Here is a 26,678-nt window from a genome sequence, read left to right as displayed (position 1 = left end):
ATTTATAATTGACTTAGCTTATTATTTTAGCTACTTGATTTTACTAAGCCTTTTTTTAGTTTTCTAATTAGAAATCTTGATGGATTTAGAGCATTGATTATGCTCTTTTTAACGCAAATTTGACGCCCCAAAACCATATCTAATAGCATATTAGCCCCCAAAATTCCAGTGCTAAGCCCCCTTGATCCGTGAGCTGCTGATATCAAAATATTTGGATAATATATCGGATTTTGGTGAGTTGATTTAGCCTTTGTCCATAAGAGTGAGCTATAAATTCGCATATACTCACTAGCGTTATGAATACCGCCAATTATAGGAAATCTATCCCCGCTATAACCCCTAAATCCAACATTTGAGCCAATTATATCTATATTTTTACCATCTATAAACTCACTTACCAAAGCCAAATTTGACTCATCATCACTATCCCTAGGCAAGGCATACTCATCACCCCTAGCGTAACTAGCACCTATTAGCTGAATTTTATCAATCGCCTTTGTGATATATCCCCTAGCGCTAAGTGGTCTATTGAGATTTATAAACTCACTTACCATCGTAGTCTGCCCACGAACGCTGCTAAGTTGCATATATGGATCATTAAACTCACTTATAAAAAGCTCCCTAGCCCTATTTCCATTAGCAAATATTACCACATCGGCTTTAATTGTCTTTAAATTGCTAAAATTTACTTCATAACAACTTTCTAGCTGTTTGAGCGATTTATACTCATATCCATAATAAATCTCAAGATTTTTTGCCAATGCAAGGCAGAGATTTTGAGGCTGAATTTGCATAGCTAAATCAATATTTGCTTTAGGATAAATATCATTACTGATACTAAAAAACTTGCTATCGTGGTTAAATTTACTAAGCATTTTATCATTTATCAAATACTCATCACACCCACAAAAATCTACAAAATCACCACCAAATTGCCTATAAAATTGCCTAGAGAGCAAAAAACTACTCATATGCATATCACCCAAAGCTACTCCAGGTTGAGTAATAAGCGGAGCGCAAATTCCAGCTAAATTTGAACTTGCACCTTGTGCAGCTTTATCATTAGCCTCAGCTACAACAACATCAAATCCCGCCTCTTTAAATAGCGTAGCAATAGCTAATCCAGAAATTCCAGCACCAACTACTAAGATAGTTTTTGGTTTTGTAATTACTGGAGAATCAAACCAAATTTGCTTTTTTATCCTAGATTTTGGCTTAATGCAAATAGCTTGTAACATCTCTCGCTTTTTATGATAACCTTTTAGTTTACTAACATCAAATCCATTTTGACTAAGTCTATCACGAACAACTCTAGCAGTGCTAAAACTTCTAATAATTGTATCTTTATAAGAGTAACAAGCTAAATTTGATAAAAACTTCTCACTCCACATTTGCGGATTTTTACTTGGGGCAAAACCATCTAGATACCAAACATCAGCTCTAAACTCGCACTCTTCTAAAAACTCCAAAATATCACCAAAATATATATCAATAGTGATATTTGAGCCTAGATTTATCCTTAAAAGCGAATTTGGGATAATATAATAACTCTTTAAAAACTCCCCATATATAGCACCATCAAGCCCAAGGTCATTATAGATAGCATTTAACTCATCTTTAGTAAATGGATACTTTTCAACTGCAATATAGTGTAGGCTCTTTTTATTTAGAGTTTTAAACTTTTTAATAGTACAAAAGAAATTTAGCCCCGCACCAAATCCAGCCTCAGCCACCACAATTTCATCTTTATCTACCTCATCTAAGGCACTACTATAGGTATATTCGCACTCTTTTAAAGGCTCATAAGTATTAAAATATATATCATCAAATTCAGAGTTATAAAGTGCGTTATTATGGTATTTTATCATCTATTTTTAACAAAATAATCATCAATTCCATTTGCTATACCAAGGGCGATCTTATCTCTATATGCCTTATTAGATAGTAGCTTATGGTCTTTATCATTGGATATATATCCAGTCTCTATTAATACAGCAGGCATCTGCGCACCTACTAAAACCCAAAATGGCGCTTCCCTTACTCCACCATCTATTACTTTAAATTTAGATTTTACTGCTCCTAATAAATTAGCTTGCACATCTATTGCAAGCTTATTTGAAGCAATAATCTTTTCACGATTTAAGAAATTTAGATAACTAATTTTAGTAAAATAATTCATCTCATCAGTATCAGCTTTATTCTCTAAATTCGCAGCTTGCATACTTCGCTCGCTTCTAGTAGGGCTTAAAAAATATGTCTCTATTCCTTGCATCTCTTTGGCTTTTTTAGCATTTGGGGCAGCATTTGCATGAATTGAAATAAAAATATCAGCTTTTTTCTCATTTGCTATGCTTGTTCGATCTCTTAAATTTATAAATTTATCATTACTTCTGGTAAAATATACCCTGTATCCTCGACTTTTTAGAATTTTGCCAGTCTCTAAAGCAATGCTAAGAACGATATTTTTCTCATATAATTTATTTTTTCCAACAGCACCTACGTCTTTGCCACCATGCCCTGCATCTAATACGATTATCCTATTTTTATTTACACCTCTTGCTTGTGCCTTTTGCGCTGTAGTTTTACTAATATTTTGTTGTGTATCATTTTTGATACCAGACTTAGCTGAAGTTGTTTTTAGATTTTGTTTTTGTTCATTAGTATTTGTTTTTTGAGTTGCTTGTTGGTTTGTTTTAGCGCTCTTAGTGTTAGTAGTTGCTTTTTGAGTGCTATTTTTTATGCTAAAAATTATATTTTCACCATCAATAGTGTAATTAATCTCTTGCTTTGTATCATTTGTAAATACAATTCTAACGCTATTTTTATCAAATTGCGCTACCCTTATTTGATCTGAAATTTGGCTTTTTTTATTCTTATATGATGTAGTCAAAACCCCATCAAAATCAAAAATTTGACGATAGCTTTTATTTGTATTGAGCTGAGATTTTTTGATCTTTATATTGCTGATATTTTCATTTAGTTTAATAATAAATTCATCTTTAGAACTACTAGTAGATAGGATTTTATACTCTATTTTTTGAACTATCTTACTGGTTGTATTTTTAGCTAACTGAGCTGGCTCTTTAGTTTCTACTATTTTTGGCTTTAATTTGCTAAATTTTGAACTAAGTAAATCTAACTCATTAGCATAAACACTATAATCAATCCCAAGGCTCTTGCCACCACTTACTAATCTCTCAAGGCATTCTAGCTTTAATTTATCATTATTATTTAAAATAGAACTAAGATAGACACCCTTTAATTCGTGGTAAATTTGGATTCTATCTTGCTTATTTGCCTTGGTAAATTTATTATCAAAATCATCAAAAACACCACCACCAAAAGCAAAAATAGCAAGAAAAAACGGCAATAAAAGCTTAACTATTTTCCCCATAAACCAACTTTTTAATAAGCTCTTTAACGCTAATTATCTCATTTAGCCTATATCCATTAGCCCCACTGAAAAATAGCCCCGTTTCTTTATTGCCACTTACAGCATCATAGAGCCTATCAGCGATACAATACCCAACTTGCTTAGCCTCTTTGCCCCTTTGGCATGGAGCGACACAGTTGCTAATACACTGAATTTTAGGTCCAGCCTTTTTCTCTACTAGATCAAGTAAATTTGTCTGAATTCCACGAGCCGGATATCCAACAGGGCTTTTGATAAGTCTAATATCCTCTTTTTTAGCCGCTAGTAAGACCTCTTTAAACCCATCAGCAGCATCGCACTCATAAGTCCCTATAAATCTAGTTCCCATCTGTACGCCACTTGCTCCAAGACCAATAACTTTAGCTATATCATCATGATCCCATATCCCACCAGCAGCTACTACAGGGATAGGATTTCCGCTTATATCAGCCCATTTAGATGCCTCATCTACAACAGGCTGAATCAAATTCTCAAGCTGATAGTTTGGATCCAAGCACTGCTCATATGTAAATCCCTGATGTCCGCCACTAAGTGGCCCTTCTAGCACCACAGCATCTGGTAGTCTATTATATCTATCATACCATCTTTTACAAATTATCTTTAAAGCCTTAGCCGAGCTAATGATCGGCACCAAAGCCACATCGGCAAATCCCTTAGTAAGCTCAGGTAAATTCGTAGGAAGTCCAGCACCTGAAATTATGATATTAATGCCGTGTTCGCAAGCATCTTTGACTATTCTAGCATAATCATTACTAGCACACATTATATTAGCAGCTAACGGTCTATCTCCACAAATTTTACGAGCATTATCGATGATAGCTTTAAATCCCTCTCTAGAGTAGAAATTCACACTATCATATGGTTTTGAGTTTAGCTCTTTAGTGATGTGGGCTCTATGCTCATAATATCCAGTACCAACAGAGCTGATAACACCTAAACCACCATTTAAACTGACATTACCAGCTAATTTATTCCAGCTTATACCAAGTCCCATACCACCTTGGATAATAGGGTATTTGATCACATATTTTCCGATTTTTAAACTTTTTAATTCCATTATTTTACCTCTAATCTAGCATAAGCTTTTTTACCAACTTGCAATACATACTCACCCTTAGAAAGTCTAAGCTGCTCATCGCTAATTTTGGCCTGATTTACACTAACAGCATTTGCCTTAATGTGGCGACGAGCATCTGAATTTGACCCAACTAACTTACACAAACTAAGCGCTTCAACTATCCAAATATCATCAGCATTAATCTCAAATTTAGCCATATCACTTGGCAATTCACCCTTAGCATGAACTCTATTAAACTCATCCCTAGCAGCTTGAGCTTCTTCAATGCTATTAAATCTAGCAGCCAACTCTAAAGCCAAATTCTCCTTAGCGACCTTAGGATGTAAAGCTCCACTTTTGACATTATTTTTAAGCTTCTCAATCTCATCACTACTTAAACTACTTAATAGCTCATACCAAACCCACATAAGCTCATCACTAATACTCAAAGTTTTAGCGAAGATATCCTTAGCAGATTCAGTAACACCGATATAGTTACCAAGACTTTTACTCATTTTATTGACACCATCAAGACCAACTAGAAGTGGCATCATGATGATAGCTTGTTCTTTTCCTATATTATATGTGCGACCAAGAGTTCTACCCATTAAAAGATTAAATTTCTGATCCGTTCCACCCATCTCTATATCACACTTCATAGCTACGCTATCATATCCTTGTAACAGTGGATATAAAAACTCACTAATAGCAATTGGCGTCTCAGCCTTATATCTTTTGGTAAAATCATCACGCTCAAGCATTCTAGCTACATTAAATGTACTAGCAAGGGCTATTAATCCATCAGCACCAAGGCTATTTAGCCAAGCAGAATTAAACATTACTTCAGTTTTACTTTCGTCTAATATTTTAAAAACCTGCTCTTTATAGGTTTTGGCATTTTGCGCTATAACATCATCACTCAAAATCTTTCTAGTAACGCTCTTACCGGTTGGATCGCCTATCTTAGCAGTGAAATCACCGATCAAAAACTGCACAATACCACCATGTTCTTGAAGTAATCTCATCTTATTTAACACCACTGTATGACCTAGATGAAGATCAGGGGCAGTCGGATCAAATCCCGCCTTGATATAGAAATTTTTACCATTTTCATAGTAATCTTTAATCAATTTTTCAATTCTCTCATAATCAATTATCTCAGCGGTTCCACGCTTGATCTCACTCATAATTTTAGCTATCATAATCTTCCTTAATTTTTATATGCGTCACTTAGAGAGCTAAATTCAGCTATCTTATAGCGATCCTTTAATCTATCTCTAATCACAGAGCTATCTAGATTATCACTAAGTTCTATTACAACATCGAAATAATCAGCCGCTATCAAATCATCGCTCTCACTAAGCGTGATAGTAACTAAATCAACATTGAGTTTGGCCAAATATGTTAAAAATTCAGCCAAACTTCCTCTTTTGTTTTCGATACTTAAAATAACCTTATATCTATGCGGAGCATTTCTAGTCCATTTGACAAAGATCATCTCCTCTTTATCACTCATCAACTTTGCGGCTCTCTCACATAGTTTGTGATGGACTGTAACATTGCTATTATTTCTAAATCCTATTATATCATCGCCCCGTTTTGGGTTACAACAATAGTCAAAATCCACACTCTTAATAGTGAAATTTGAATATACAACTATATTGTCAAATTTCTGCTTTTTAACCTCGTGTTTGTCGCTAAATTTAAGCGAAAATAGCTTATCTTTTTTAGAGTGAGTATCTAAAATTTGGACTACCTCTTGTAGATAGACAGAGTCTGTGGCTATTTTTGAGATCTTTTTGCTTAATCCCTCTTCTTCTAACCACTCCAAAATTTTAGCTTCATTGACATTAAATATAGCCGATAAAATATCAATCGATACTTGATAGTTTATATCACGCAACTTTTGGCGACAAAAACTCCTAATAGTCGCCCTAGCCTTCCCAGTCTTAACACTATCAAGCCAACTACATCTATATTTAGCCTCATCTCCTGTGATAATGCGAACTATATCTCCATTTTTTAACTCAGTTAATAAAGGAACCTTAATCCTATTTATATAAGCCTCTTTAGCATGTAAGCCAACTTCAGAGTGAATTTCATACGCATAATCCAAAGCCGTAGCACCCCTAGGAAGTGTAAATATTCCACCTTTTGGAGAATAGACAGCGATATCTTCTACATATAAGCTATCCTTAGCATACTCATATAGATCCTCAATACTCTTATCATCGCTCTCTTGAGCTTTAATATCACTTAGCCAATCAAGCTTAGGCGATACCAAGCCGCCGCTTTTATACTTCCAATGAGCCGCCACCCCATACTCTGCGGTTTTATGCATATCAAATGAGCGAATTTGAGCCTCGATAATAGTTTTATTATCAAAAATTGTCGTATGGATCGTTTGATATCCATTTTGTTTTGGTAAAGCTATATAATCTTTAAATCTTGATATTAATGGGTTAAAATTCATATGTATAATCCCAAGTGCTAAATAGCAATCTTTTGGATTATGTACTAAAATTCGAATTGCTAAAAGGTCTAAAACCTCTTCTAGGCTAATGCCTTTTCTTTGCATTTTTAAATATATTGAGTAGTAGTGTTTGATTCTCTTTTGCATAACAAAGCTATCTTCAGAAAAGCCATTTGCCAAAAGCTTTTCGCTAACCTTTTGACTAAATGAATTTATCTTTAATTGAAGTTGTTGCTTATGCTCATTTATATATGACTCTATCCCAGCATACTCTTTAGGCATAACATATTTAAAACTCAAATCCTCTAATATATTCTTAATAGATGATATACCGAGTCTATGAGCAATTGGCGCATACACTACCAAGGTCTCTTCTGAAATTCGCTTTTGCTTCTCTGGTCTTAATACATCCAAAGTTAGCATATTGTGTAATCTATCACAAAGCTTGATAATCAAAACCCTAACATCTTCTATAGATACCAAAAGCATCTTTCTAAATGTCAAGGCCGAAGCTGTCAATTTCTCATTAGAACTAGAACTTATAAGCTCATTTTCTCTAATAGCTACAATCTTTGTAAGCCCACGCACTAATACCGCTACCTCTTCGCCAAATTCAAATTGTAGCTCCTCTTCAGTGCATTCTGTATCTTCTACTACATCATGGAGCAAAGCAGCAATAAGCATACTCTCATCGCCACCCATATGCGCTACAAATGAACAAACCAAAATCGGATGAATAGAGTATGGCTCACCACTCTTTCTAAACTGCCCATCATGTAATCTAATACAATAATCAACAGCCTTTAAAAGCATCCCCGTTGGCTTAGCTACAGAGTATAAAACATCCTTTGCCGACTCTATGCTTTTAGCACAGACAACTTCATCTATAAGCTGCTCTAAGAGCTGCTCGCTATCTATTTGATTCAATTATTCCCTCTAAAGATACTTTACCTTGAGCTATCTCTAAAAGTGCTATATCTGTATATTTCATCTTTTGAGCATTTGCATCTACTAAAATTTGTGCGCCATTTGCTATAGCTTCAGCCCTTTTAGCCACCAAAAGCGCTAATTTATATCTATCATCACCCACAGCTTCTAAAGCCTTAGCAGCTATCTCTTCTATTCTCATTATCTTCCCTTCTTATAAATTTTTGACTATTGAGCAGTTAGTATAATCACCATTTGCGATTTTTAATAAATTTCCATCTTCAAACATATTACAAACTACAATCGGAAGAGCATTATCCTTAGCTAGAGCTATAGCGGTATCATCCATAACTTTTATATTATCTTCCATAGCTCTTTCATAGCTTAGCTCATTTAATAGCTTTGCATCGTTAAATTTCATAGGATCTTTATCATAGACGCCATTTACCTTTGTAGCTTTGATAATCATATCAGCATTTATCTCAATAGCCCTTAAAGTAGCAGCCGTATCAGTAGTAAAAAATGGATTTCCAGTCCCAGCAGCAAATATCACAACTCTTTTTTTCTCTAAATGTCTTTGGGCTCTACCTGTGATAAATGTCTCACATATAGCCTCCATCTTAATAGCACTTTGGACTCTTACATCAAGTCCTGAATGCTCCAACGCCTCACGCATAGCAATAGCATTGATAACGGTAGCTAGCATCCCCATATGATCGCCACTTGTCCTTTTGATAATGCCACCTTGGGCTGCGCTTACACCACGGATTATATTGCCACCGCCAATTACAATGCCTACTTCAATATCGCTATTTACCAAAGACTTAATCTCACCAGCAATATACTTTAAAATATGAGAATCAATCCCAAATCCATTACCGCCAGCAAGTGCTTCACCAGAAAATTTAACTAAAATTCGCTTATTTTTACTCATTACCATCTCCATAAAATTTGGCAATTATATCTAAAACAAATTAAAAAACGCATTAATCAATATTAAATTCAAGTCAATCAATTCATAGCGATCAATTCAAGCGGATTTATATGATAGTTTTTTTGCGTAACCTCAAAGGTCAAATCTTGTTTCACTCGCCCTATAACATAGCCTTTTTTTACCTTTTGACCTACTTTGATAGTAGGAGCAATCTTATCTAAATGAGCATAAATTGTGTGAATTCCATTGCCATTTTCTACTATTACCACCTTATCTAATACCGGTGTTTCTTTGGCAAATACAATTGTCCCAGCTAAAACATTTTTCACCCTAGCATCTGTAGTAGCTGAGCGAAGTACGACAGATTCATTAAAAATTTTGATATTATAAACAGGATCAACATAATCGCCAAATTTTTGCTTTACACTAAATTTATCCAAAGGCGCAATGGTTTTAGAGCCACTATATCGCTTTACATTACCTGCTTGATAGCTTGTACCTATCACTCTTACATCATCGTTTTTAGCTGTAGTTTGGGTTTGCTGCTTTGGTTGTTTTTTTGGTTTTATAGCTAAAATTTGTAAGCTCTCAAGCGTTTTTCTCATCTCATCTTGCTGTTTTTTGATATCGGCTAACTTTTTAGAATATATATTTTTGTCTTGGTTTAAAATCTCTAAATTTTTCTTTTGCTTAGTTTGGAGCGATTTTAAAGCTTTTTGCTTTTGGCGAAATTCTTTAAGATTAAATTTGATAGATTCAATCTTTTTTGATTGTGATTTTATCAAATTTGTAGTCTCTTCATAATCTTGAGCTAATTTTTTAAATTCACTATTCATTACACTATTTAAATTTTTTAAAATCTCAGTTGCTATTATGCTATCTTGACTCTCACTATAATCATTTGGCGCTACTAAATCGTAGGCAAAATCTTCACTTATAATTTTGACTAGCCTAAGCTCCATATCTTTTTGACTACGAATTAGCTCACCATTTTGGCTAGTAAGCTTATCTAGTTCAAGATTAGCACTATGAGCACTATCTTCTAATTCCTCAACTTGCTTAGCTAGCTCTTCAATCTGCTTAGCAGTATTTTGCACAGCTTTATTGCCAGCAATTATATCATTAGCTAACTCTTCAAGTTTTTTATTTATCTGGCTTTCAAGCTTTTTGGCTGAATCAATACTATTTTTTTGATCTTTAATTTTATCAGATACATTTGCGCTAAAAAGTGAAGAAAAAATCAATCCAATAAACAAAAATCTAATCATTTACGAACGCCTTGAAAATAGCATAACAAGACTAACTGCGATAATAGATATACTAATAGAAGCACTAAATAAAATCAAAGCATCACTAAAAAGATTTAAATTTGGTTGTTCAAATCCAATAGAAAAAATTGCGCTTTGAAAACTAGGAAGTGCTGGAAAAATCGCATAAAATACCACGACAAGCGTAGTAGCAATAATACTATCAACCACAGCAAGCTTATAAAGCATAGCAGATTTTAGCCAATACGGCGCCCCAAAAAGCGTCATAATCTCAACACGCCTACGGTGCTCATAAAGCCAAATTCTCATCTGTTTAAACACTAAAACAAGTCCTAAAAGTCCAACCATAAACGCAAAACACTCAGCTACATTTTTAGATAAAACTAGCATATTATAGACTTGGTCGTGCGTTTTAGAAAATGTCTCGACTCGCTTTATACCTTGAATTTTGCTCAAATTTTCTTTAATATCTTCCATTGTCTCTTTTGATGGAAATTTAGTCAGTTTGAGTGAGTAGAATTTTGGTAAAATACTAATTAGTACAGATATATTCTTAGATGATATATCATTTTTAAGGCGGTTTAAAACACTTTTTGGATCAAGACTAGTAAGAGAAGCAAAAGTAGGAATAAGCGAAATTAATGACTCTTGGTTTAGATTGTTTTCTGAGACAATTATAATATTATAATCATTTGCCATTTTTATTTCATAATCACTCACAAATTTGCCCAGCATCAGACTAAATTCAATCGCAAAAAGCAAAATTAAAAGTGGAAAAATAACGCTAATATGGCTCTTAAATGATCTCATTTACCTCTCCATTTGATAACTCAAAGTGACGATAATGCATTCTTAAACCTGCTGGAATCTTATGCGTTACGACCACTACGCAAGTACCAAGCGCTTCTCTTGCTGAACGAAGCAACATCCATATTACTTCGCTTGAGTAATCATCTAAACTTCCAGTTGGCTCATCACATAATAGCAACTGAGGATTATGAGCCAAAGCTCTAGCCATAGCAACCCTTTGCTGCTCTCCACCACTTAATTCAAGCGGAAATCTATCAGATTTATGCAGTAAATTTACATGATTTAAAAGCTTTGCAGCTTGCTTTTTGCACACACTTTGATTATAACCTTTAATAATTAGTGGAAGCATTACATTTTTTTCTACATTCCATTCATTTATTAGGCGAAAATCTTGGAAAATTATTCCAACTCTTTGACGAAGAAGTGCTAAACTAGAATGATTAATACCTTTAAGTTCATTTAAGCAGACATTTAAACTTCCATCACTAATAGCCATATCGCCATACATAGAGCGAATTAAAGTAGATTTACCACTGCCGCTTTTGCCAGTAATAAAGACAAAATCGTTGACATTGATGCTAAAATTTGCCTTATTTATAACTCTAAAACTCTTATCATACTCTAAAATCAGATCTCTAGCTTCTACAATGTGGCGCATTTTAGCATATCCTCTAAATTATTATGAGCCTTAATATTTTCTGGTGTTAGTAACGGTTTTTTAAATAAATAGATAGTATTTTGTCTAGAAATTAATAAATATCTATGCTCTGGTCTATAAAAAGACCCAAACGCTACTCTAACTAATGCATCACCATTGTCTAAAATATAAATTCGCTCTAAATGGATAAAATGATCACTATATTTTATAGTTTTATTAGCAAAATTTGATTTTATATATTCTAATTCTAATCCACTAAACTCAAATTTAAAATCCAAATCTAACTCATCACTACTACCATAAAAAGCGCAAATTACATCATAAATATCCTTATTTTGTCTAATCCACCTATCTTCATACTTACTTGAAATCTCTAAAAATCTATTTTTAAATATCTGTATATTGGCATTTTTAAGATCCATAAAGCAACCAATTGTAAAATCTGTATAATCCCTATCATCGCTTCTTAGCTCAAATGTTCCACCATCTTTTAAAGTACGCTGACACTCCAAGGCAAATTGCGGACTAACTACTCGACGCATTTTGCTCTTACCCCATGGTACTGGAAAGTGCAAAAATAGCCTATCTATACTATTTGATTTAAGCAAGCTCATCACCAATCTAGCATCTAAATTTAATAAAACGATATTTTTTAGCCCATTTATTCCAGCTAAATTTTCTACTTGCAAACATGCTGGCTTATAGACTTCTATACCGATTATAAGCGCTTCTGGATTTTCTTTTGCTTGATAAAGCAAGTGCCTACCACTACCAAAGCCAATCTCTACAAAAATCCTCTTATACTCACAGTCTTCAAGTCTATTTAGCAATTCATCGCTATTTATTATATATTTGCTCTCTAAATTTTTAGGCTTCTTAACTGCTGTAGCTTGGCTTATTACATCGCTAGCAAATAGCTGCTTATAAGCCTCCAGCGCCATTTGCACAGCTTCAAGCTTAGCTGGTCTAGTAAGCTTATCGCACTTTATTACATAGCTATTGCCTCTATCTTTTACTACTAGGCAAAACTCGCATCCAAGTGCTTTAGTATATATTAATTTCTCATCATTACTTTTAGCTTCCCAGATAAATTCAACTTCATTAAATTTAACCGGAAGTTCTACATTTTTTAAATTTTTTGCTACAATATTTGGCATTATTTAGTTATCACCACTGCTTTTTGACTATATTTAGACTCTAAGCCATATTCATCAACGGCTTGAATCTTATATGTATATTCTACACCTTTTTGAACCTGAGTATCGCTATAACTTAACCCATCGATATCATAAATGATATCCTCACCATTGCTACTTGTTTTTGTGATTTTATATTTAAGCGCCCTTGAGTCACTACTTTGATTCCAACTAAGCTCTACTAATGAACCATTAAATCTAGCATAACTAAATACCGGTTCTTTAGGTGCTGACAAGGTTGAGCCTACTACTGAAGCATTTTGACGAGGGCTTTCTAAACCATCTCTATCTACTACTGTAACTTTATAATGATAATTTACCCCATTATCATTGATTAAGTCCTCATATTCTGTTGCTGTCGTTGTTGCAACCTTAGTCATTGGAAAGATATCATTTGTTGCTCTATAAATAGCATAATGGTCAAAATCATCATTTGAATTTGGCTCCCAAGTTAGGATAATTTTTTTAGGCAAATTCACACTAGCGCTTAAATTTATAACCATATTTGGCAATGCTTTTGTCTGTGCATCTACTACCTTGCTTGGTGCTGATATTATGCCGTTATAAGTTTTAACTGAAATTCGATATCTATAATTCTGTCCCGGCTCAACATCATTATCTATATATTCGACATTTAATCTACCATTTATACGAGCAACTTCGTGCCAGTTGTTGCTTGATAAAGCACTTTTTTCTAATATATATGAAACCACTCGCAAATCTGGATGAGGACGCCATAAAACTTTTATCTTATTTGGCAAACCATAAAGTGCTTGGATAAATGATACAGACTCGATTAACGGCATAGTAGTAACGCTAATCCTTTCTCCTTCAGCTGATATATTACCTTGATTATCATATGTTCTAAGCTCGTAAATATACTCAGTTGATGGAGCTAGATTACTATCTACATAGTGAGTAATAAATTTATCTTCAAGCTTGGCAATTGCATTTAGCTGATTATTTGCATTTGGATTTGAGCGATATAGGTAAAATCCACTAATATTGCTTTGAGCCATAAGTGGCCACTCAAATGCAATTTCAGTCATATCGCTAATAGTCTTTAATCCACTCATTGTAGGCAAATCTGGATTTATCTGCGTTGTCTTAGTCGTAACGCATCCACTGAGCAATACCCCCAAAGATATCACACAAGACGCTAATATTCTCATCTACTATCTCCTTATTAAATTCCTTACTAATTAGTTCATAAAACTCACTAGGCAAAGGGGCTTTAAATTCCATAATTTGATTACTTTTAGGGTGAATCAATCTCAAAATATAAGCGTGTAAAAAAATTCTGCTTATTTTATCACTATTGCTCTTAAAACCATATAAATCATCACCTAAAATGTGCCTATTAATGCTAGCTAGATGAACACGAATCTGATGTGTACGTCCAGTAAAAAGTTTTGCTGAAATTAAATTTACTCTACGATTTTGACTTGAAATGATATTAGCAAAGGCTGATTTTGCCGGCTTTCCACTGCTTACTACTGCGTTTTTTAGGCGATTTTGAGGATGTCTACTAATTGGTCTGTCTATAACGCAATTTTCCTTAAGTGGTAAATCACAAAGTGCTAAATAAATTCTTCCCATATCTTTACTACTTAGCTGTTGACTTAGTGCTGTATGTGCTTGATTATTTTTTGCTACAACCATTACCCCGCTAGTACCTTTATCTAGCCTATGTACTATTCCAGCTCTCTCTGTTCCACCTAAACTTGAAAGCGTATAACCCTTTTGCTTTAACCACTCAACAAGAGTGGCCTCTTTTACACTTGGTGCTGGATGAACAGTAACACCAATTGGTTTATTGATAACTAAAATATCGCTATCTTCATATAAAATTTCTACATCAAACTCAGCTTTAAATTCACTTTGAATTGGAGTAATTTGCGGTTTTATAAGAGATATTTTATCGCCTAAATTTAGAGCAAAACCAGCTTTTGTAACTATTTTACCATTTACACTTACGCTACCGTTTTTAATGAGATTAACTACTTGATTTCGTGAGACTTGAAGCTTGGCAGCTAATTCTTGATCAAGCCTTAAAGTCTGCGATGATATAAATTCAGTCAATATTAACCCTTTTTTAGCTAGAATTCTAGCTAATTTTTGCTTAGGTTTGAATTTTGATACTACTAGATAAGAGAATTTTAACACATTTTGATTATGTTCAGCCAGCACTTATACTTCCGATTATATTTCTCTCATATAGCCTAATAAACGAAGCTAGCGATATGCTCTCAGCTAAGATGATAGCCTATTTTATAATTGGCTTTGGGGCGTTTATGCTATTTTTTTTATTACCGATTCGTAAGCTTGAATGGTTGATTCCTAGTATATATTGGATTAATATAATTTTGCTTTTGAGTGTAGAATTTGTCGGTGTTAGCAAGCTTGGAGCGCAAAGGTGGATCGAGATACCATTTATAAATTTCACTATCCAACCTAGCGAGATTATGAAGCCTGCTTTTGTCTTGATGTTAGCTTATATCATCAAAAAAACTCCCCCCGATGAAAATGGATATAACTTTAAACAATTTTTAAAAATTAGCTTTTATATCCTTCTACCATTTTTTTTAATCTTAAAAGAGCCAGATCTAGGCACGGCTCTTATGCTATTAATTACTGGCTATGGCGTGTTATTTATAGTAGGTGTTAATCGCAAAATTTGGATTAGTATTGCTTTGTTAATTGGCGTTTGTTCGCCAATCTTATATGAAAATCTACACGACTATCAAAAGCAAAGAATAGCTGACTTTATAAGCGAAAAGCCAAGCTATCAAGTAAGGCAAAGTATTATAGCAATCGGTAATGGCGGTATAACTGGTAAAAGTATTGATGAAGCTACACAAACTAAATTTAAATTCCTACCAATCGCCACTAGCGATTTTATCTTTGCTTATACGGTTGAGAGATATGGATTTATCGGTGGTGCAGGACTAATTATGCTATATGGATTTTTAATTATGCATCTTTTAAGCTTAAATTATAAACTTAAAGATGAGTATTTTATCAAAGCTGCAGTAAGTGCTGTAGCGCTTTTAATCTTTATTTATGTTAGTGTAAATATCTTTATGACAATAGGTTTTGCGCCAGTAGTTGGAATCCCTCTGCCTTTTTATAGTTATGGTGGTAGTAGTTTTATTACTTTTATGTGTCTATTTGGAATTTTACAAAATCTATTGACCTTTAGATTTGACAAGACCAATAGATTTGTTAAGATTAATTTTTAATCTTTAGTTAGCTCTAAAATCTCTTTTTTAATCTCATCTTTGGTTAAATTTGAAATCTCTTTATAAAATTTCCCACTTTTATCAAATAGATAGATTGAAGAGCTATGAGCTACACTATAATCCATCGCTGAATTTTGTAAATTTACAATTGCATATTTGGCGTTGTAGTTTTTTACAACTTTTTTTAACTCATCTTCTTTCATCTTTAAGCATACTGAATTTGAGTAAAAATACTTAGCAAATTCATCACACTCTTTTTCATTATCTCTTTGTAAATCAAGCGTAACAAATAGTATTTTAATATCATTATTAAGCTTCATTTCATCGATCACAGATGACAAAATAGTAAGAGTCGATGGGCAGATATCAGGACAAAATGTATATCCAAAATATAATATTTTATACTCATCTTTAAAGCTTGTTATATTGACATTTCCAAGTGTGCTATTAGCGTCAAAATCATATTTGGATATCTTAAGCCTATTATCAACCAAATTATAAACACCAAAAGCTAAAATAATCAATAAAATAGCATAAATTAATCTTTTCATAAATCACCCCAAAATCAAGCAGATTATGTAATAATTAGAATAAACTCCTTGTAAGATAAATTTACAAGGAGAAGAGTGGCTATTTATTTGCTCTTTCGATATACTCGCCACGGACAGTATCGACACGGATAACTTCGCCCTCAAGCACATGAAATGGTATCTGTACTACAGCGCCACTCTCTAGGGTTGCTGGTTTTTTATTGCTACCTTGAGTATCACCTTTGAAATTTGGTTGAGTTTCAACTATTTTTAACTCCACTACTTGCGGTACTTCTACGCCAATTGCTTTGCCATTATGGAATAGAATTTGAACCATCATACCATCTATCATCCACTTTTTAGCTTCACCAACATCATCATCAGCGATAGCCACTTGCTCATATGATTCAACATCCATAAATTGAGAATATTCACCATCATCATAGAGATATTGCATCTCTTTTTCTATCAGATTTGGAGCTTCACATTTATCACCAGCGTGGAAAGTCTTTTCTAATACTTTACCATCAAGAAATGATTTAATCTTTACACGAACAAATGCCGCACCCTTACCTGGTTTGACATGTTGATACTCAACAATCTTATAAGGCTTACCATCAATTTCAATTTTTAAGCCCTTTTTTAAATCGCCCATAGAGTATGTAGCCATATTTTCTCCTTTTAAATTAATACTGCGTATCTAGCCCAAACACACGCATCAAGTGCATTTAACTGGTCTAAAATATCTTTTTTAATATCTTCATCAACTAATATAACAGCCAAAGCAAAACCATCATTGTCTCTACCTAGTCTAAAATCAGCAATATTAATCTTAGATTTAGCTAAAATTCCGCTAATATCACTTATAACGCCTGGTATATCACGATTTTTAAATACTATCATTCTGCCTTTTGGTTTAAAATCTGTTTTAAATCCATTGACACTTACAATTCTCTGCTCTGTTTCACTAAAGACCGTTCCGCCAACGCTCACAGAGTCTTCATCTGTGATTAGCTTGATTGTTAATTTGCTTTTATACCCGCTTGCTGGGACTATAGTTGTAGATACTTCAATCCCTTTTTCAGCTGCTTTTAATGTGGCATTTTCATAATTTATAGTATCACCTAAAACATCTTTTAAAGCACCCGCTATGGCAAATGATAACATCGGTTCAGCATAGTCAGATACTTCACCTTCAAGCTCTAACCTAATAGCTTTAATCTGTTTTTTACCGCTAAGCTGAGAAGCAAAATACGCCATCTTAGGTAAAAGCTCTGTATAAGGCGCTACAAATGGCGGTAAATCCTCTACTTTCACAGGTAAATTCAGAGCATTTGGATAGCAAATACCTCTTGCAGCACTAATAGCTTGTTCAGCGGCATCTATGGCGATATTTTTTTGTGATTCATAAGTATTAGCGCCTAGGTGTGGAGTAGCGCTTACATTATTTAAATCTAGCAATGGATGATCATTTCCTGGCTCTTTGACAAATACATCTATACCAGCATAAGCGATCTTACCGCTTTTTAAATTCTTATAAAGCGCATCTTCATTATATAAGCCACCACGAGCGCAGTTAATAAGTCTAACGCCATCTTTCATTTTAGCAATTTGCTCTTCATCTACCATATTTGTAGTCTCTTTATTTTTTGGTGTATGAATTGTAATAAAATCACAACCTAAAATATCATCAAAATTAGTAGTATATGTAGCTCCCATATCAGTAGCTTTGCTAGGATCAATATATGGATCATAAGCTATAACTTTCATACCAAAAGCAAGACTTCTATATGCTACTCTAGAGCCAATATTACCAAAACCGATAACTCCTAAGGTTTTGCCATAAAGCTCATTTCCGTACCATTTTTCACGTTTCCAAACACGATCTTGTTGTAAATCATTTACAGAATTGATATAATTTCTAGCACTATTTAATAGGTGACACATAGTCATTTCAACAGCTGCAATTGTATTTGCAGTTGGCACATTCATAACTATAATGCCCTTTTTTGAAAAGCCATCTATATCAACATTATCAACACCAACACCAGCACGAACTAGGGCTTTTAGCTTAGTAGCTGCATTTATAAATTTCTCGCCACAATCAGTTGAACTACGAGTAATTGCCACATCAGCTTCACCTAAAATCTCTAAAAGTTTATCTTTTGGTGTATCTACAGCATCTATAACTTTGATATCTTTTTGAGCATTTAAGATCTCAAATCCAACTGGATGAATAGCATCGCATACTATAACTGTTTTCATAGGTTAATTTCCTTTAAAGTTGTATGAATATTATATTTTTTGAGTTCATTAGCTACACTTAAGGCTATATCTTTATTATCTGTATCTATATAAATGGTAGCTTGATCGCCATCTTTTACAATTGTAAAATTTATATTAAAATCTTTAATAACTCTATTTATACAAAACATAGAATAAAAATCACATCTATCGATAATTAACATATAGTATCTTGAAATATATTTTTCAAATTTACTCTTCTCGCCTATCTCGATTATCATCAAATTTGTAGGTAGTACGGAGTCTTTTTTTTCAAACTCCGCAATCTTCTCAAGCCAATTATCTGATTTTTGATAGTTGTATTCTAAATCTACACCACTATTACTAGTATGAATAGATGATGGTGAGGATAACCCTGAATTTAAATAAGCAAACAAAGATATAAACCCACCAAAAACTACTACAAATATAACAGCTAAAATTAGATAAAGGCTGTTTTTTTTCATAGCTTAATTATGCTAGTTGCTCTTTAATGATATCGCCAAGCGTCATTTTATCATCATTATTGATTTCATTTAAAACTTCACGCTCTTTTTGTTTAGCTAATCTTTTCACGCTTAGGCGAATTCTATTTTTTTTCTCATCGATAAAAGCAATAGCAGCCTCGATTTTATCCCCAATTTTTAAAGAATCAATATTAAGTGAGCCAATATCTTCTTTACGAATTAGGGCATCTACATTATCATCTAAGCTTACAAATATACCAAAATCTTTAATATCTCTTATAGTGCCATTTACGATATCTCCTATAGAGTGAGATTTAGCATATTCCATAGCTGGGCTAGCCTTTAAATCTTTTTGGCTTAGAGAGATTTTTTGCTCTTTTGGATCGATTTTAATGATTTTTACCTCTACCTCGTCACCGGCTTTAAAGATATCTTTACATTTATCATTTCTATCCCAAGACGAATCTTCATTATGTAATAATCCTTCTAAGCCGCCAACTCTAACAAATGCACCAAAGTTTGTAAGTGTAGTTATCACACCTTTTACAATATCGCCTTCTTTAAATTTAGCACTAAATTCATCAAATGGTTTTGGAAGTAGGTTTTTCAAGCTCACTCTTAGACGGCGACTAGTTGGATTAATCTCAATAACTTCTACATCTAATTCTTCATTTTCTTTTATAAATTCTTTTGGATTTTTGATATTTTTATCCCAAGAAATTTCGCTAATATGTAAAAATCCCTCAATATCATTACCCAAATCAACAAAGGCACCATATGGTTCAATATTGCTTACAGTTACTTTGATAGTATCACCTACTTCTAATCCATCTTTAATCTCATCCCACGGATCTGGAGTAGCGGCTTTAATTGATAGCGATAAATGTTTTTTCTCATTATCATATTTTATGATTTTGACATCTACTTTATCGCCCTCTTTATATATAGTATTTGGATTTACTGGTCCTTTATAGCTAATTTCACTATAATGAACTAGTCCATCTATACCGCCTACATCAACAAACATACCATATGTAGTGATTTTTTTGATAGTTCCTTCGATTACATCAGTATTTTCTAAAATTGCAGACACTATCTCTTTACGTTTTTTTCTATCTTCGTCAACTAGTTTTTTACGTGATACAATGATACTTTGATCGTCTTTATCGATTTTAATAACTTTAACTTTAAAGCTTTTGTTCATAGCTTGATTTGGATCTTTAAATCCACTTTGTGATCTAGGCATGAAGAACTCGATACCATCATCATTAACAGCGACAAATCCACCCTTATTTTTTGAGATGATTTTTACATCAAATATATTTTCAGCCTCTTCATTAAAATTATCTATGAAAGCTTTTACCTTCTCTTTTCTAAGAGCTTTTTTATGAGATACGCTAGGTCTGCCATTTCTAGAGCCTGTTACTGCTACCTTGATAACATCACCGATTTTATGTACTAGATTTCCATTTTCATCGGTAATCTCAGATATATGCATTACGCCTTCAGATTTTTTGTGTACATCTACATACACTTCGTCATCTTTTATATTTACGATGACACCATCACACACAGTAGCTTCTTCACTCTTTAAAGACTCTTCAAACATAGTAGCAAAATCTTCTTCTAGGTCGATTTTGTCAATGTCATTATGAACGAATTTATTCGCCTCAGCCATCTTGATCCTTTTATCTATAGATTTCTTTGCTTTACAGCATTTAAGATTAAATTTTACCTTTTTTTAGCTTTATATTATATTAACTATTGCAAATTTTATCGATATTTTCAAGCTCTTTTATAACATTTTGAATAACCCACTCAGGCGTACTAGCTCCAGCGCTTACTCCGCATATCTTTTTATTTTTAAACCATTCTGAATTTAGCTCATTTTGGCTCTCTATTAGATAGCTATCTTTACATAAATTTTTAGCTATTAAATATAACTGCTTGGTATTGGATGAATTTTTGCCACCTACGATTACCATTACATCGGCTTTGGAGGCTAGCTCTCTTACGGCTTCTTGATTTTCTAATGTTGCGTTACATATAGTGTTAAAGACTCTAACCTCTTTTACCCTTTGCATTAGATAGGTGACAATTGAGATAAATTCTTCAATTTTTTTGGTTGTTTGAGAGATGACGGCTACTTTTTGTGGTAGTTTTGTACTTTTTAGCTCATCGATTGATAAGACCACATGGACAGGTTTGCTTGAGTAGCTCATAACGCCTCTAACCTCAGGATGGTTAATATCCCCAAAAATCACTATTTCATAGCCTTCATTACTCATCTTTTCAACGATATTTTGAGGTTTAGTGACAAAAGGACAGGTCGCATCTACTATCTCAATTCCTGTAGTTTTGAGCTTTTCTAAATCCCCTTTTGTGATGCCATGAGTGCGGATAATTGCTCTTTTTTCATCTGTTAATTCGCTTATATTTTTTAAGGTTTTAACCCTGAAATTATCCTTTAATCTATTAATCTCTAAACTATTATGGATAAGCTCACCGATTGTAGCAGATGTGGATTCTTGTGATCCGGCCGAATTTTCAGCAATCTTAATCGCCCTTTTAACACCAAAGCAAAATCCATAATTTTTAGCAAGTTCAATCTTCAACTCTAGCCCCCAACATTCGCAAGAAATAGCTAAATTTAGGAAAAGATGTAGCGATAAATTCGCTCTTTGATATATCCATACCACATTTTAGCCCAAGCACCGCAAAACTCATAGCGATCCTATGATCTCCATGGCTATCAACTAATGCCCTATTTGGCTTAGTACCGACAATCCAAAATCCATCTTCATACTCTCCGGCCTCTATCCCACAAGCTTTTAAAGCGTTGATAGTTACGCTAATTCTATCGCACTCTTTTACTCTAAGCTCAGCTGCGTTTCTAAGCTCACTTTTTCCCTTAGCACAAGCAAAAGCGATAGCAAGAGCTGGGGCTTCATCAATGAGCCATGAGATATTTTTATCCACGATAATAGCATTTAATTCATCACCGATAATCTCAATATCACCGATATCTTCATACTGAGAACTAGTAAGAGTATAATTGATTTTCGCTCCCATTTTTTCTAACACTTTATAAGCTTCAATTCTAGTTGTATTAAGTAAGATATTTTTAAATTTCACCCTAGCACCAGGCGTTATAGCTGCTGCTACAGCATAAAAAAAGCACGAGCTAGGGTCATTTGGCACACTCATTATAAGTGGTTTTAGCTTTTTTGAATTTAGCGGTTGGACTATGATTTTACCATTTTTATAGCTGATATCAGCGCCCATTCCTTTTAGCATTCTTTCACTATGATCTCGGCTCAATTCTGGTTCGCTAAATTCACAACCCTTCGCACAAAGTCCAGCTAAGATTAAGGCGCTTTTGACCTGTGCTGAAGATATCTTAGAATCGTAGCTAAAATAGTCTAAGTTTCTACCTCTAATAGCGATCGGTGCTTTATTAGCACTATCTCTACCATCGATAGTAGCACCAACTTTCATAAGTGGTTCAGCGATTCGCCTCATTGGGCGTTCATTTAGATACTCATCGCCACTTAATACATAAAATCCATCGCAACCAGCTAAAAGCCCCATATATATTCTCATCGCAGTTCCAGAGTTGCCGCACTCTAAAACTGATTTAGCCGAGCTAATTTTGGTTGGTGGAGTGATATAGTATTTATTATCAATTTTTTCGATTTTGGCGCCAAGTTTTTTAGCAATTTCTAATGAATTTAAAGTATCTTCAGCCTCAAGATAATCGCTAATTACACTCACTCCATCACTCAAAAGCGAAAATATCGCACACCTATGGCTAATGGATTTATCTGTTGATACTAGGTCAAACTCTACATCAAATTTTGATTTTAAAGGCTCTACTCTCATCTTAATCCAATACCCAAATTCTCTTTTAATGCTCTTAAAATACTATCCATAATAGCTACAATCTCTTCATCTTCAAGGGTTTTGCTATCATCTTGAAATGTAAATTTAATACTCAAACTCACGCTATTGCCTAAGCTCTCATCACTATAGATATCAACTGGTAAAAACTCTTTTAAGCTCTTAATATCTAACTTCTCAATTGTCTCTTTAATGCGGATATAAGGCATATCTTTTGGCATTATGATGCTTAAATCTCTACTTAAGCTTTGGAATTTAGAGTATGGATTTGCTAGTTTTTTGCTAGGTTTTAAATTGTCAAAATCTATCTCACAAACATAGGTTTTAAATAGATCCCTGCTTTGCTCTATTGTAGCATTTACTCTACCGATATAGCCGATATAATCACCATTTTGATAGACTTTTGCTTGTTCAAATTCGCTTAGGAATTCAATATCATTTGATTTTCTTAACTCAATTTTACCTAAAATATTTTGGATTAAATTAGCAAAATGTATAAAATCAATAGTCGCTGGTTTAGCCCCATTTAGAAGTGTTGGCTCACCTATAAGTCCGCTAAAAACAAAGCCAAATTTAGCTCTTTGAATCCCATCTTTGCTAATAACATCGCCAAATTCAAACAATTTAACCGATCTTTTTGAGTTCTTGATATTAAAGCTAGCTGCATTTAGCAAGTGATTTATTAATGTAGGCTTTAACGCACTTAACTCGCTATTTATCGGATTTAGCAACGCTTCAGATGAGCAAGGCACACCTAACTCTTTTAGCTCGGCTGGATTATCAAATAGATAATGCACACTTTCAAAAAATCCTAAATTCGCAGCTTTTTGTCTAATATCACGAGATAATTTATATCTATTATATGCTTGATTTGTGCGGTTTTTTTCGCTATATTCTAAGGCTTTTGACGGGATATTATCAATCCCGATTATTCTTACAATCTCTTCGCAAATATCATGTGAATTTACAATATCATGACGCCATAGTGGAACTTTAGCATAAATTTGTTCATTATCAGATGTTGCGCTAATCTCAAAGCCAAGCTTTTTAAGAATTCTAGCAATATCTGTGCTACTAATTGTCATTCCAATCATTGCGCTAATCTCAGATGAGCCAAAACCAATAGCAATTGGCTCTCTACTAAGCTGGACTTGCTGAGTACCAGAATATGGTGTGATATTATTATTTTTTGTAAAAATATTAAATAAAATATTCATCGCATAATTTAAATTTGGTTCAGAACCACGAGTTGAACGATAAGCAAACTCATCTTTTTTAATATCTTTATCGTTGCCTAAAATCTCTGAGATTAAATTTGGCTCTATATAACTAGCCTCTATAATAGCTATTTTACTATTTTCATCCACTCTTGCATCGTCATTTTGACTAATGCCTGCAATGCTTAAAAGTCTATCTCCGCAGTGAATTCCGTATGCGCCATTTTCAAGCTTTTTTATAGTTAAAGCTATCTTTTCATCACTACTACTAGCTAACTTACCATGGTCATAAGCCCTAAATATAACTCCCGTATAATGAGTTAGGCACTCTAAAAGTCGCTCTAAATTCGTAGTCTTTTGCGATCCTATTAATGCGGCTCTTAATGCTAATTTTAAGCTTTCTTTAAAGCCTTCACCTATCTCAATAGCCCTATAAGCAAAAGCACCATTAATCAAAGCTTCACAATGTATGCTAACTAAACGCCCAATTCCAAGCTGTCTATCATCTTCATTTATTGCTTTTTCATCTCGTAAAATAAGATCAAGAGCACATGAAAGATCTCTGGCTATACCATAAATACTTAAGCAATCTCCACGATTTGGCGTTAGTTCAATCTCTATAATATCATCATCAAAGATATCAAATTCATTCAAAGCCTTGCCCAAGACTAGCTCTCCAATGCTATCATCTAAAATCATGATTCCATCATTTATTTTAGGAAAACCAAGCTCTGTTGATGAACATAACATTCCACTGCTTTGTACGCCTCGTAATTTCGCCTCTTTAATCTCTAAACCATTTGGCATCACAGCACCTACTAAAGCCACAGCAACATATATATCTGCAGTTGCATTTTTCGCACCGCAAACTATTTGTAAAACTCTATCTCCTACATCAACTTCACATACATGTAGATGGTCGCTATTTTCATGTTTTACACAACTCTTAACATAGCCAACTACGATATTATCAGGTATTGTTATATTAGTAACACTATCTACTTCTAATCCGATTGAATTTAGCTTAGCACAGATCTGCTCAGTACTAAAATTTGAAAGATCTATAATCTCATTTAACCAATTTTTGCTTATTATCATTTAAACTGCTCCAATAGTCTAATATCCCCTTCAAATAAGCTTCTAAGATCAGGAATTCTATGAAGCAACATAGCAAAACGCTCCACTCCAAGTCCAAAAGCATATCCGCTTACATTTTTGTATCCTACTGCTTTAAATACATTTGGATCTACTACTCCACTACCAAGGACTTCTAGCCAGCCTGTTTGCTTGCATACTCTACATCCGCATCCACTACAAAATATACAGCTAATATCAACTTCTGTACTAGGCTCAGTAAATGGGAAGAAGCTAGGGCGAAATCTAACCTTAACATCACCAAACATATATCTCAAAAAATCTTCTAAAATATATTTTAAATTCGCAAAGCTAACCTTAGTGCCATCTTCAACAACTAAGCCCTCTACTTGATGAAACATCGGAGTGTGAGTAAGGTCTAAATCCCTACGAAATACTGACCCCGGCGCAATCATGCGGATCGGGGGCTTTTGATTTAGCATGGTGCGGACTTGGACTGGGCTAGTGTGAGTTCTAAGAAGTCTAAAATCTTTTAGATAAAATGTATCTTGCATATCTCTTGCTGGGTGATATTTAGGCAAATTTAAAGCCTCAAAATTATGAAAATCATCTTCTATTAATGGACCAGTCTCGATACTAAAATTTTGTGCTACAAAATACTCAATGATCCTATCCATAGTCTCCATTACTGGATGTAATGCACCAGTAGATAAAGGCTCATTAAATAGTGAAATATCAATAGCTTCACTCTTCATCTTAGATTTAATATATTCACTTTCTAGGCTAAGTTTTTTCTCATTTAGCTTAGCTGTTAGAGTGTCTCTTTTGATATTTAAGCTTTGGGCATAAGCCTTTTTATTTTCAGGCTCAACATCTTTTAATCTATTAAATTCAGCCGTAATGCTACCCCTTTTACCAAATAGCTCAAGCCGAATTTGCTCCAATTCATCTAAATTTAGAGCAGAGTCGATCTTGTTAATAATATCTTGCAAACCATATTCCTTAACTAAATTTATTTTTATTGTATCTAAAATTTAATTAAAATAAATTGATACTAATTACTTAAATTTATAATCACAACGATGCCAAATTTAAGCCTATTAAAAAATATTTAAACAACTTTAGTGAAAATCAAAAAATATTCAACATTATAGAAAATTATATAAAATTATCTGATATAATATAGCC

General features: G+C 33.7%; 23 protein-coding genes. 1 reads left to right on the top strand and 22 read right to left on the bottom strand.

The annotated features are described in order from the left end of the window. Nucleotides 1–26: 26 nt before the first annotated feature. The 13 genes from mnmC to CIGNP91_RS04340 all read right to left on the bottom strand — a co-directional run bounded on the left by mnmC (nt 27) and on the right by CIGNP91_RS04340 (nt 14,838). Entirely contained in the window at nt 27–1,868 is a 1,842-nt protein-coding gene (gene mnmC / locus CIGNP91_RS04400; RefSeq protein WP_086253492.1) for a bifunctional tRNA (5-methylaminomethyl-2-thiouridine)(34)-methyltransferase MnmD/FAD-dependent 5-carboxymethylaminomethyl-2-thiouridine(34) oxidoreductase MnmC, read from the bottom strand. Beyond that, the gene (locus tag CIGNP91_RS04395) at nt 1,865–3,394 is read right to left on the bottom strand and encodes an N-acetylmuramoyl-L-alanine amidase family protein (protein ID WP_086235958.1); all 1,530 of its coding nucleotides are present in this window, start codon (nt 3,392–3,394) and stop codon (nt 1,865–1,867) included. The genes mnmC and CIGNP91_RS04395 overlap by 4 nt, the downstream gene beginning before the upstream one ends. After that, nucleotides 3,378–4,490, bottom strand: coding sequence for a nitronate monooxygenase (locus tag CIGNP91_RS04390; protein ID WP_086253491.1), 1,113 nt, complete (start codon nt 4,488–4,490; stop codon nt 3,378–3,380). The genes CIGNP91_RS04395 and CIGNP91_RS04390 overlap by 17 nt, the downstream gene beginning before the upstream one ends. Beyond that, nucleotides 4,490–5,695 carry a tyrosine--tRNA ligase gene (tyrS, locus tag CIGNP91_RS04385; protein WP_236848375.1) on the bottom strand — a complete coding sequence of 402 codons (1,206 nt, stop codon included), beginning with the start codon at nt 5,693–5,695 and terminating at the stop codon, nt 4,490–4,492. Before tyrS ends, CIGNP91_RS04390 begins: the two co-directional genes overlap by 1 nt. Before the next feature lie 5 nt (nt 5,696–5,700). Next, complete coding sequence (locus CIGNP91_RS04380; RefSeq protein ID WP_442861878.1) at nt 5,701–7,776, bottom strand: RelA/SpoT family protein; 2,076 nt, start codon at nt 7,774–7,776, stop codon at nt 5,701–5,703. 97 nt (nt 7,777–7,873) lie between these two features. Then, entirely contained in the window at nt 7,874–8,092 is a 219-nt protein-coding gene (locus tag CIGNP91_RS04375; RefSeq protein ID WP_086232778.1) for a DNA-directed RNA polymerase subunit omega, read from the bottom strand. A gap of 12 nt (nt 8,093–8,104) precedes the next feature. Next, nucleotides 8,105–8,824, bottom strand: a complete 720-nt coding sequence (gene pyrH, locus CIGNP91_RS04370; RefSeq protein ID WP_086226215.1) for a UMP kinase — start codon at nt 8,822–8,824, stop codon at nt 8,105–8,107. Between the two features lie 77 nt (nt 8,825–8,901). Next, nucleotides 8,902–10,092, bottom strand: coding sequence for a murein hydrolase activator EnvC family protein (locus tag CIGNP91_RS04365; RefSeq protein ID WP_086234627.1), 1,191 nt, complete (start codon nt 10,090–10,092; stop codon nt 8,902–8,904). Continuing rightward, nucleotides 10,093–10,902 (bottom strand): FtsX-like permease family protein, encoded by an 810-nt coding sequence (locus CIGNP91_RS04360; RefSeq protein ID WP_179186983.1) that lies wholly within the window; start codon nt 10,900–10,902, stop codon nt 10,093–10,095. It abuts the gene before it with no gap. Continuing rightward, a complete protein-coding gene (locus tag CIGNP91_RS04355) occupies nt 10,889–11,560 on the bottom strand; it encodes a cell division ATP-binding protein FtsE (RefSeq protein ID WP_086224745.1) in 672 nt (223 codons plus the stop codon). The genes CIGNP91_RS04360 and CIGNP91_RS04355 overlap by 14 nt, the downstream gene beginning before the upstream one ends. Then, the gene (gene trmB, locus CIGNP91_RS04350; protein WP_086228200.1) at nt 11,545–12,717 is read right to left on the bottom strand and encodes a tRNA (guanosine(46)-N7)-methyltransferase TrmB; all 1,173 of its coding nucleotides are present in this window, start codon (nt 12,715–12,717) and stop codon (nt 11,545–11,547) included. Before trmB ends, CIGNP91_RS04355 begins: the two co-directional genes overlap by 16 nt. Continuing rightward, nucleotides 12,717–13,928, bottom strand: coding sequence for a fibronectin type III domain-containing protein (locus CIGNP91_RS04345; RefSeq protein ID WP_086253488.1), 1,212 nt, complete (start codon nt 13,926–13,928; stop codon nt 12,717–12,719). Before CIGNP91_RS04345 ends, trmB begins: the two co-directional genes overlap by 1 nt. Next, nucleotides 13,864–14,838, bottom strand: a complete 975-nt coding sequence (locus CIGNP91_RS04340) for an RluA family pseudouridine synthase (RefSeq protein WP_086228265.1) — start codon at nt 14,836–14,838, stop codon at nt 13,864–13,866. Before CIGNP91_RS04340 ends, CIGNP91_RS04345 begins: the two co-directional genes overlap by 65 nt. 53 nt (nt 14,839–14,891) lie before the next feature. Between CIGNP91_RS04340 and CIGNP91_RS04335 the strand changes: the two genes are divergently transcribed. Then, nucleotides 14,892–15,998 (top strand): FtsW/RodA/SpoVE family cell cycle protein, encoded by a 1,107-nt coding sequence (locus CIGNP91_RS04335; protein WP_086244157.1) that lies wholly within the window; start codon nt 14,892–14,894, stop codon nt 15,996–15,998. Here CIGNP91_RS04335 and CIGNP91_RS04330 read toward each other — a convergent pair. From CIGNP91_RS04330 to pheS, 9 genes are all read right to left on the bottom strand, one after another. Continuing rightward, a complete protein-coding gene (locus tag CIGNP91_RS04330) occupies nt 15,995–16,549 on the bottom strand; it encodes an SCO family protein (RefSeq protein WP_086253487.1) in 555 nt (184 codons plus the stop codon). The genes CIGNP91_RS04335 and CIGNP91_RS04330 overlap by 4 nt on opposite strands. Before the next feature lie 79 nt (nt 16,550–16,628). Next, complete coding sequence (efp, locus tag CIGNP91_RS04325) at nt 16,629–17,198, bottom strand: elongation factor P (RefSeq protein WP_086234633.1); 570 nt, start codon at nt 17,196–17,198, stop codon at nt 16,629–16,631. 11 nt (nt 17,199–17,209) lie between these two features. Continuing rightward, nucleotides 17,210–18,793 carry a phosphoglycerate dehydrogenase gene (gene serA, locus CIGNP91_RS04320; protein WP_086241067.1) on the bottom strand — a complete coding sequence of 528 codons (1,584 nt, stop codon included), beginning with the start codon at nt 18,791–18,793 and terminating at the stop codon, nt 17,210–17,212. Beyond that, entirely contained in the window at nt 18,790–19,278 is a 489-nt protein-coding gene (locus CIGNP91_RS04315; RefSeq protein ID WP_086245954.1) for a hypothetical protein, read from the bottom strand. Before CIGNP91_RS04315 ends, serA begins: the two co-directional genes overlap by 4 nt. A 7-nt stretch (nt 19,279–19,285) precedes the next feature. Then, entirely contained in the window at nt 19,286–20,956 is a 1,671-nt protein-coding gene (locus CIGNP91_RS04310; protein WP_086253486.1) for a 30S ribosomal protein S1, read from the bottom strand. Between the two features lie 79 nt (nt 20,957–21,035). Beyond that, nucleotides 21,036–21,893: a 4-hydroxy-3-methylbut-2-enyl diphosphate reductase gene (locus CIGNP91_RS04305; RefSeq protein ID WP_086226223.1), complete on the bottom strand. Its 858-nt coding sequence runs from the start codon at nt 21,891–21,893 to the stop codon at nt 21,036–21,038. Beyond that, nucleotides 21,883–23,160 (bottom strand): 3-phosphoshikimate 1-carboxyvinyltransferase, encoded by a 1,278-nt coding sequence (gene aroA / locus CIGNP91_RS04300; RefSeq protein ID WP_086253485.1) that lies wholly within the window; start codon nt 23,158–23,160, stop codon nt 21,883–21,885. Before aroA ends, CIGNP91_RS04305 begins: the two co-directional genes overlap by 11 nt. After that, on the bottom strand, nt 23,157–25,493 hold the full coding sequence (pheT, locus tag CIGNP91_RS04295; RefSeq protein WP_086253484.1) for a phenylalanine--tRNA ligase subunit beta: 2,337 nt from the start codon (nt 25,491–25,493) through the stop codon (nt 23,157–23,159). Before pheT ends, aroA begins: the two co-directional genes overlap by 4 nt. Beyond that, nucleotides 25,490–26,482 carry a phenylalanine--tRNA ligase subunit alpha gene (gene pheS, locus CIGNP91_RS04290; protein ID WP_086253483.1) on the bottom strand — a complete coding sequence of 331 codons (993 nt, stop codon included), beginning with the start codon at nt 26,480–26,482 and terminating at the stop codon, nt 25,490–25,492. Before pheS ends, pheT begins: the two co-directional genes overlap by 4 nt. Nucleotides 26,483–26,678 lie beyond the last annotated feature (196 nt).

This window comes from Campylobacter sp. P091 (genome assembly GCF_002138935.1).
Classification (GTDB): Bacteria; Campylobacterota; Campylobacteria; order Campylobacterales; family Campylobacteraceae; genus Campylobacter; species Campylobacter devanensis.
Note: the sequence above shows the minus strand (reverse complement) of the source record. Positions and strands in the feature narration are given on the sequence as shown.

What these genes read in the sequence shown, in the direction of transcription:
- pyrH (WP_086226215.1), bottom strand. Translation starts at nt 8,824, where the DNA reads ATGAGTAAAAATAAGCGAATTTTAGTTAAATTTTCTGGTGAAGCACTT.
- CIGNP91_RS04330 (WP_086253487.1), bottom strand. Translation starts at nt 16,549, where the DNA reads ATGAAAAGATTAATTTATGCTATTTTATTGATTATTTTAGCTTTTGGT.
- CIGNP91_RS04375 (WP_086232778.1), bottom strand. Translation starts at nt 8,092, where the DNA reads ATGAGAATAGAAGAGATAGCTGCTAAGGCTTTAGAAGCTGTGGGTGAT.
- mnmC (WP_086253492.1), bottom strand. Translation starts at nt 1,868, where the DNA reads ATGATAAAATACCATAATAACGCACTTTATAACTCTGAATTTGATGAT.
- trmB (WP_086228200.1), bottom strand. Translation starts at nt 12,717, where the DNA reads ATGCCAAATATTGTAGCAAAAAATTTAAAAAATGTAGAACTTCCGGTT.
- CIGNP91_RS04355 (WP_086224745.1), bottom strand. Translation starts at nt 11,560, where the DNA reads ATGCGCCACATTGTAGAAGCTAGAGATCTGATTTTAGAGTATGATAAG.
- CIGNP91_RS04365 (WP_086234627.1), bottom strand. Translation starts at nt 10,092, where the DNA reads ATGATTAGATTTTTGTTTATTGGATTGATTTTTTCTTCACTTTTTAGC.
- CIGNP91_RS04380 (WP_442861878.1), bottom strand. Translation starts at nt 7,776, where the DNA reads ATGCTTTTAAAGGCTGTTGATTATTGTATTAGATTACATGATGGGCAG.
- efp (WP_086234633.1), bottom strand. Translation starts at nt 17,198, where the DNA reads ATGGCTACATACTCTATGGGCGATTTAAAAAAGGGCTTAAAAATTGAA.
- CIGNP91_RS04310 (WP_086253486.1), bottom strand. Translation starts at nt 20,956, where the DNA reads ATGGCTGAGGCGAATAAATTCGTTCATAATGACATTGACAAAATCGAC.
- CIGNP91_RS04345 (WP_086253488.1), bottom strand. Translation starts at nt 13,928, where the DNA reads ATGAGAATATTAGCGTCTTGTGTGATATCTTTGGGGGTATTGCTCAGT.
- pheT (WP_086253484.1), bottom strand. Translation starts at nt 25,493, where the DNA reads ATGATAATAAGCAAAAATTGGTTAAATGAGATTATAGATCTTTCAAAT.
- CIGNP91_RS04395 (WP_086235958.1), bottom strand. Translation starts at nt 3,394, where the DNA reads ATGGGGAAAATAGTTAAGCTTTTATTGCCGTTTTTTCTTGCTATTTTT.
- CIGNP91_RS04360 (WP_179186983.1), bottom strand. Translation starts at nt 10,902, where the DNA reads ATGAGATCATTTAAGAGCCATATTAGCGTTATTTTTCCACTTTTAATT.
- aroA (WP_086253485.1), bottom strand. Translation starts at nt 23,160, where the DNA reads ATGAGAGTAGAGCCTTTAAAATCAAAATTTGATGTAGAGTTTGACCTA.
- CIGNP91_RS04315 (WP_086245954.1), bottom strand. Translation starts at nt 19,278, where the DNA reads ATGAAAAAAAACAGCCTTTATCTAATTTTAGCTGTTATATTTGTAGTA.
- CIGNP91_RS04390 (WP_086253491.1), bottom strand. Translation starts at nt 4,490, where the DNA reads ATGGAATTAAAAAGTTTAAAAATCGGAAAATATGTGATCAAATACCCT.
- serA (WP_086241067.1), bottom strand. Translation starts at nt 18,793, where the DNA reads ATGAAAACAGTTATAGTATGCGATGCTATTCATCCAGTTGGATTTGAG.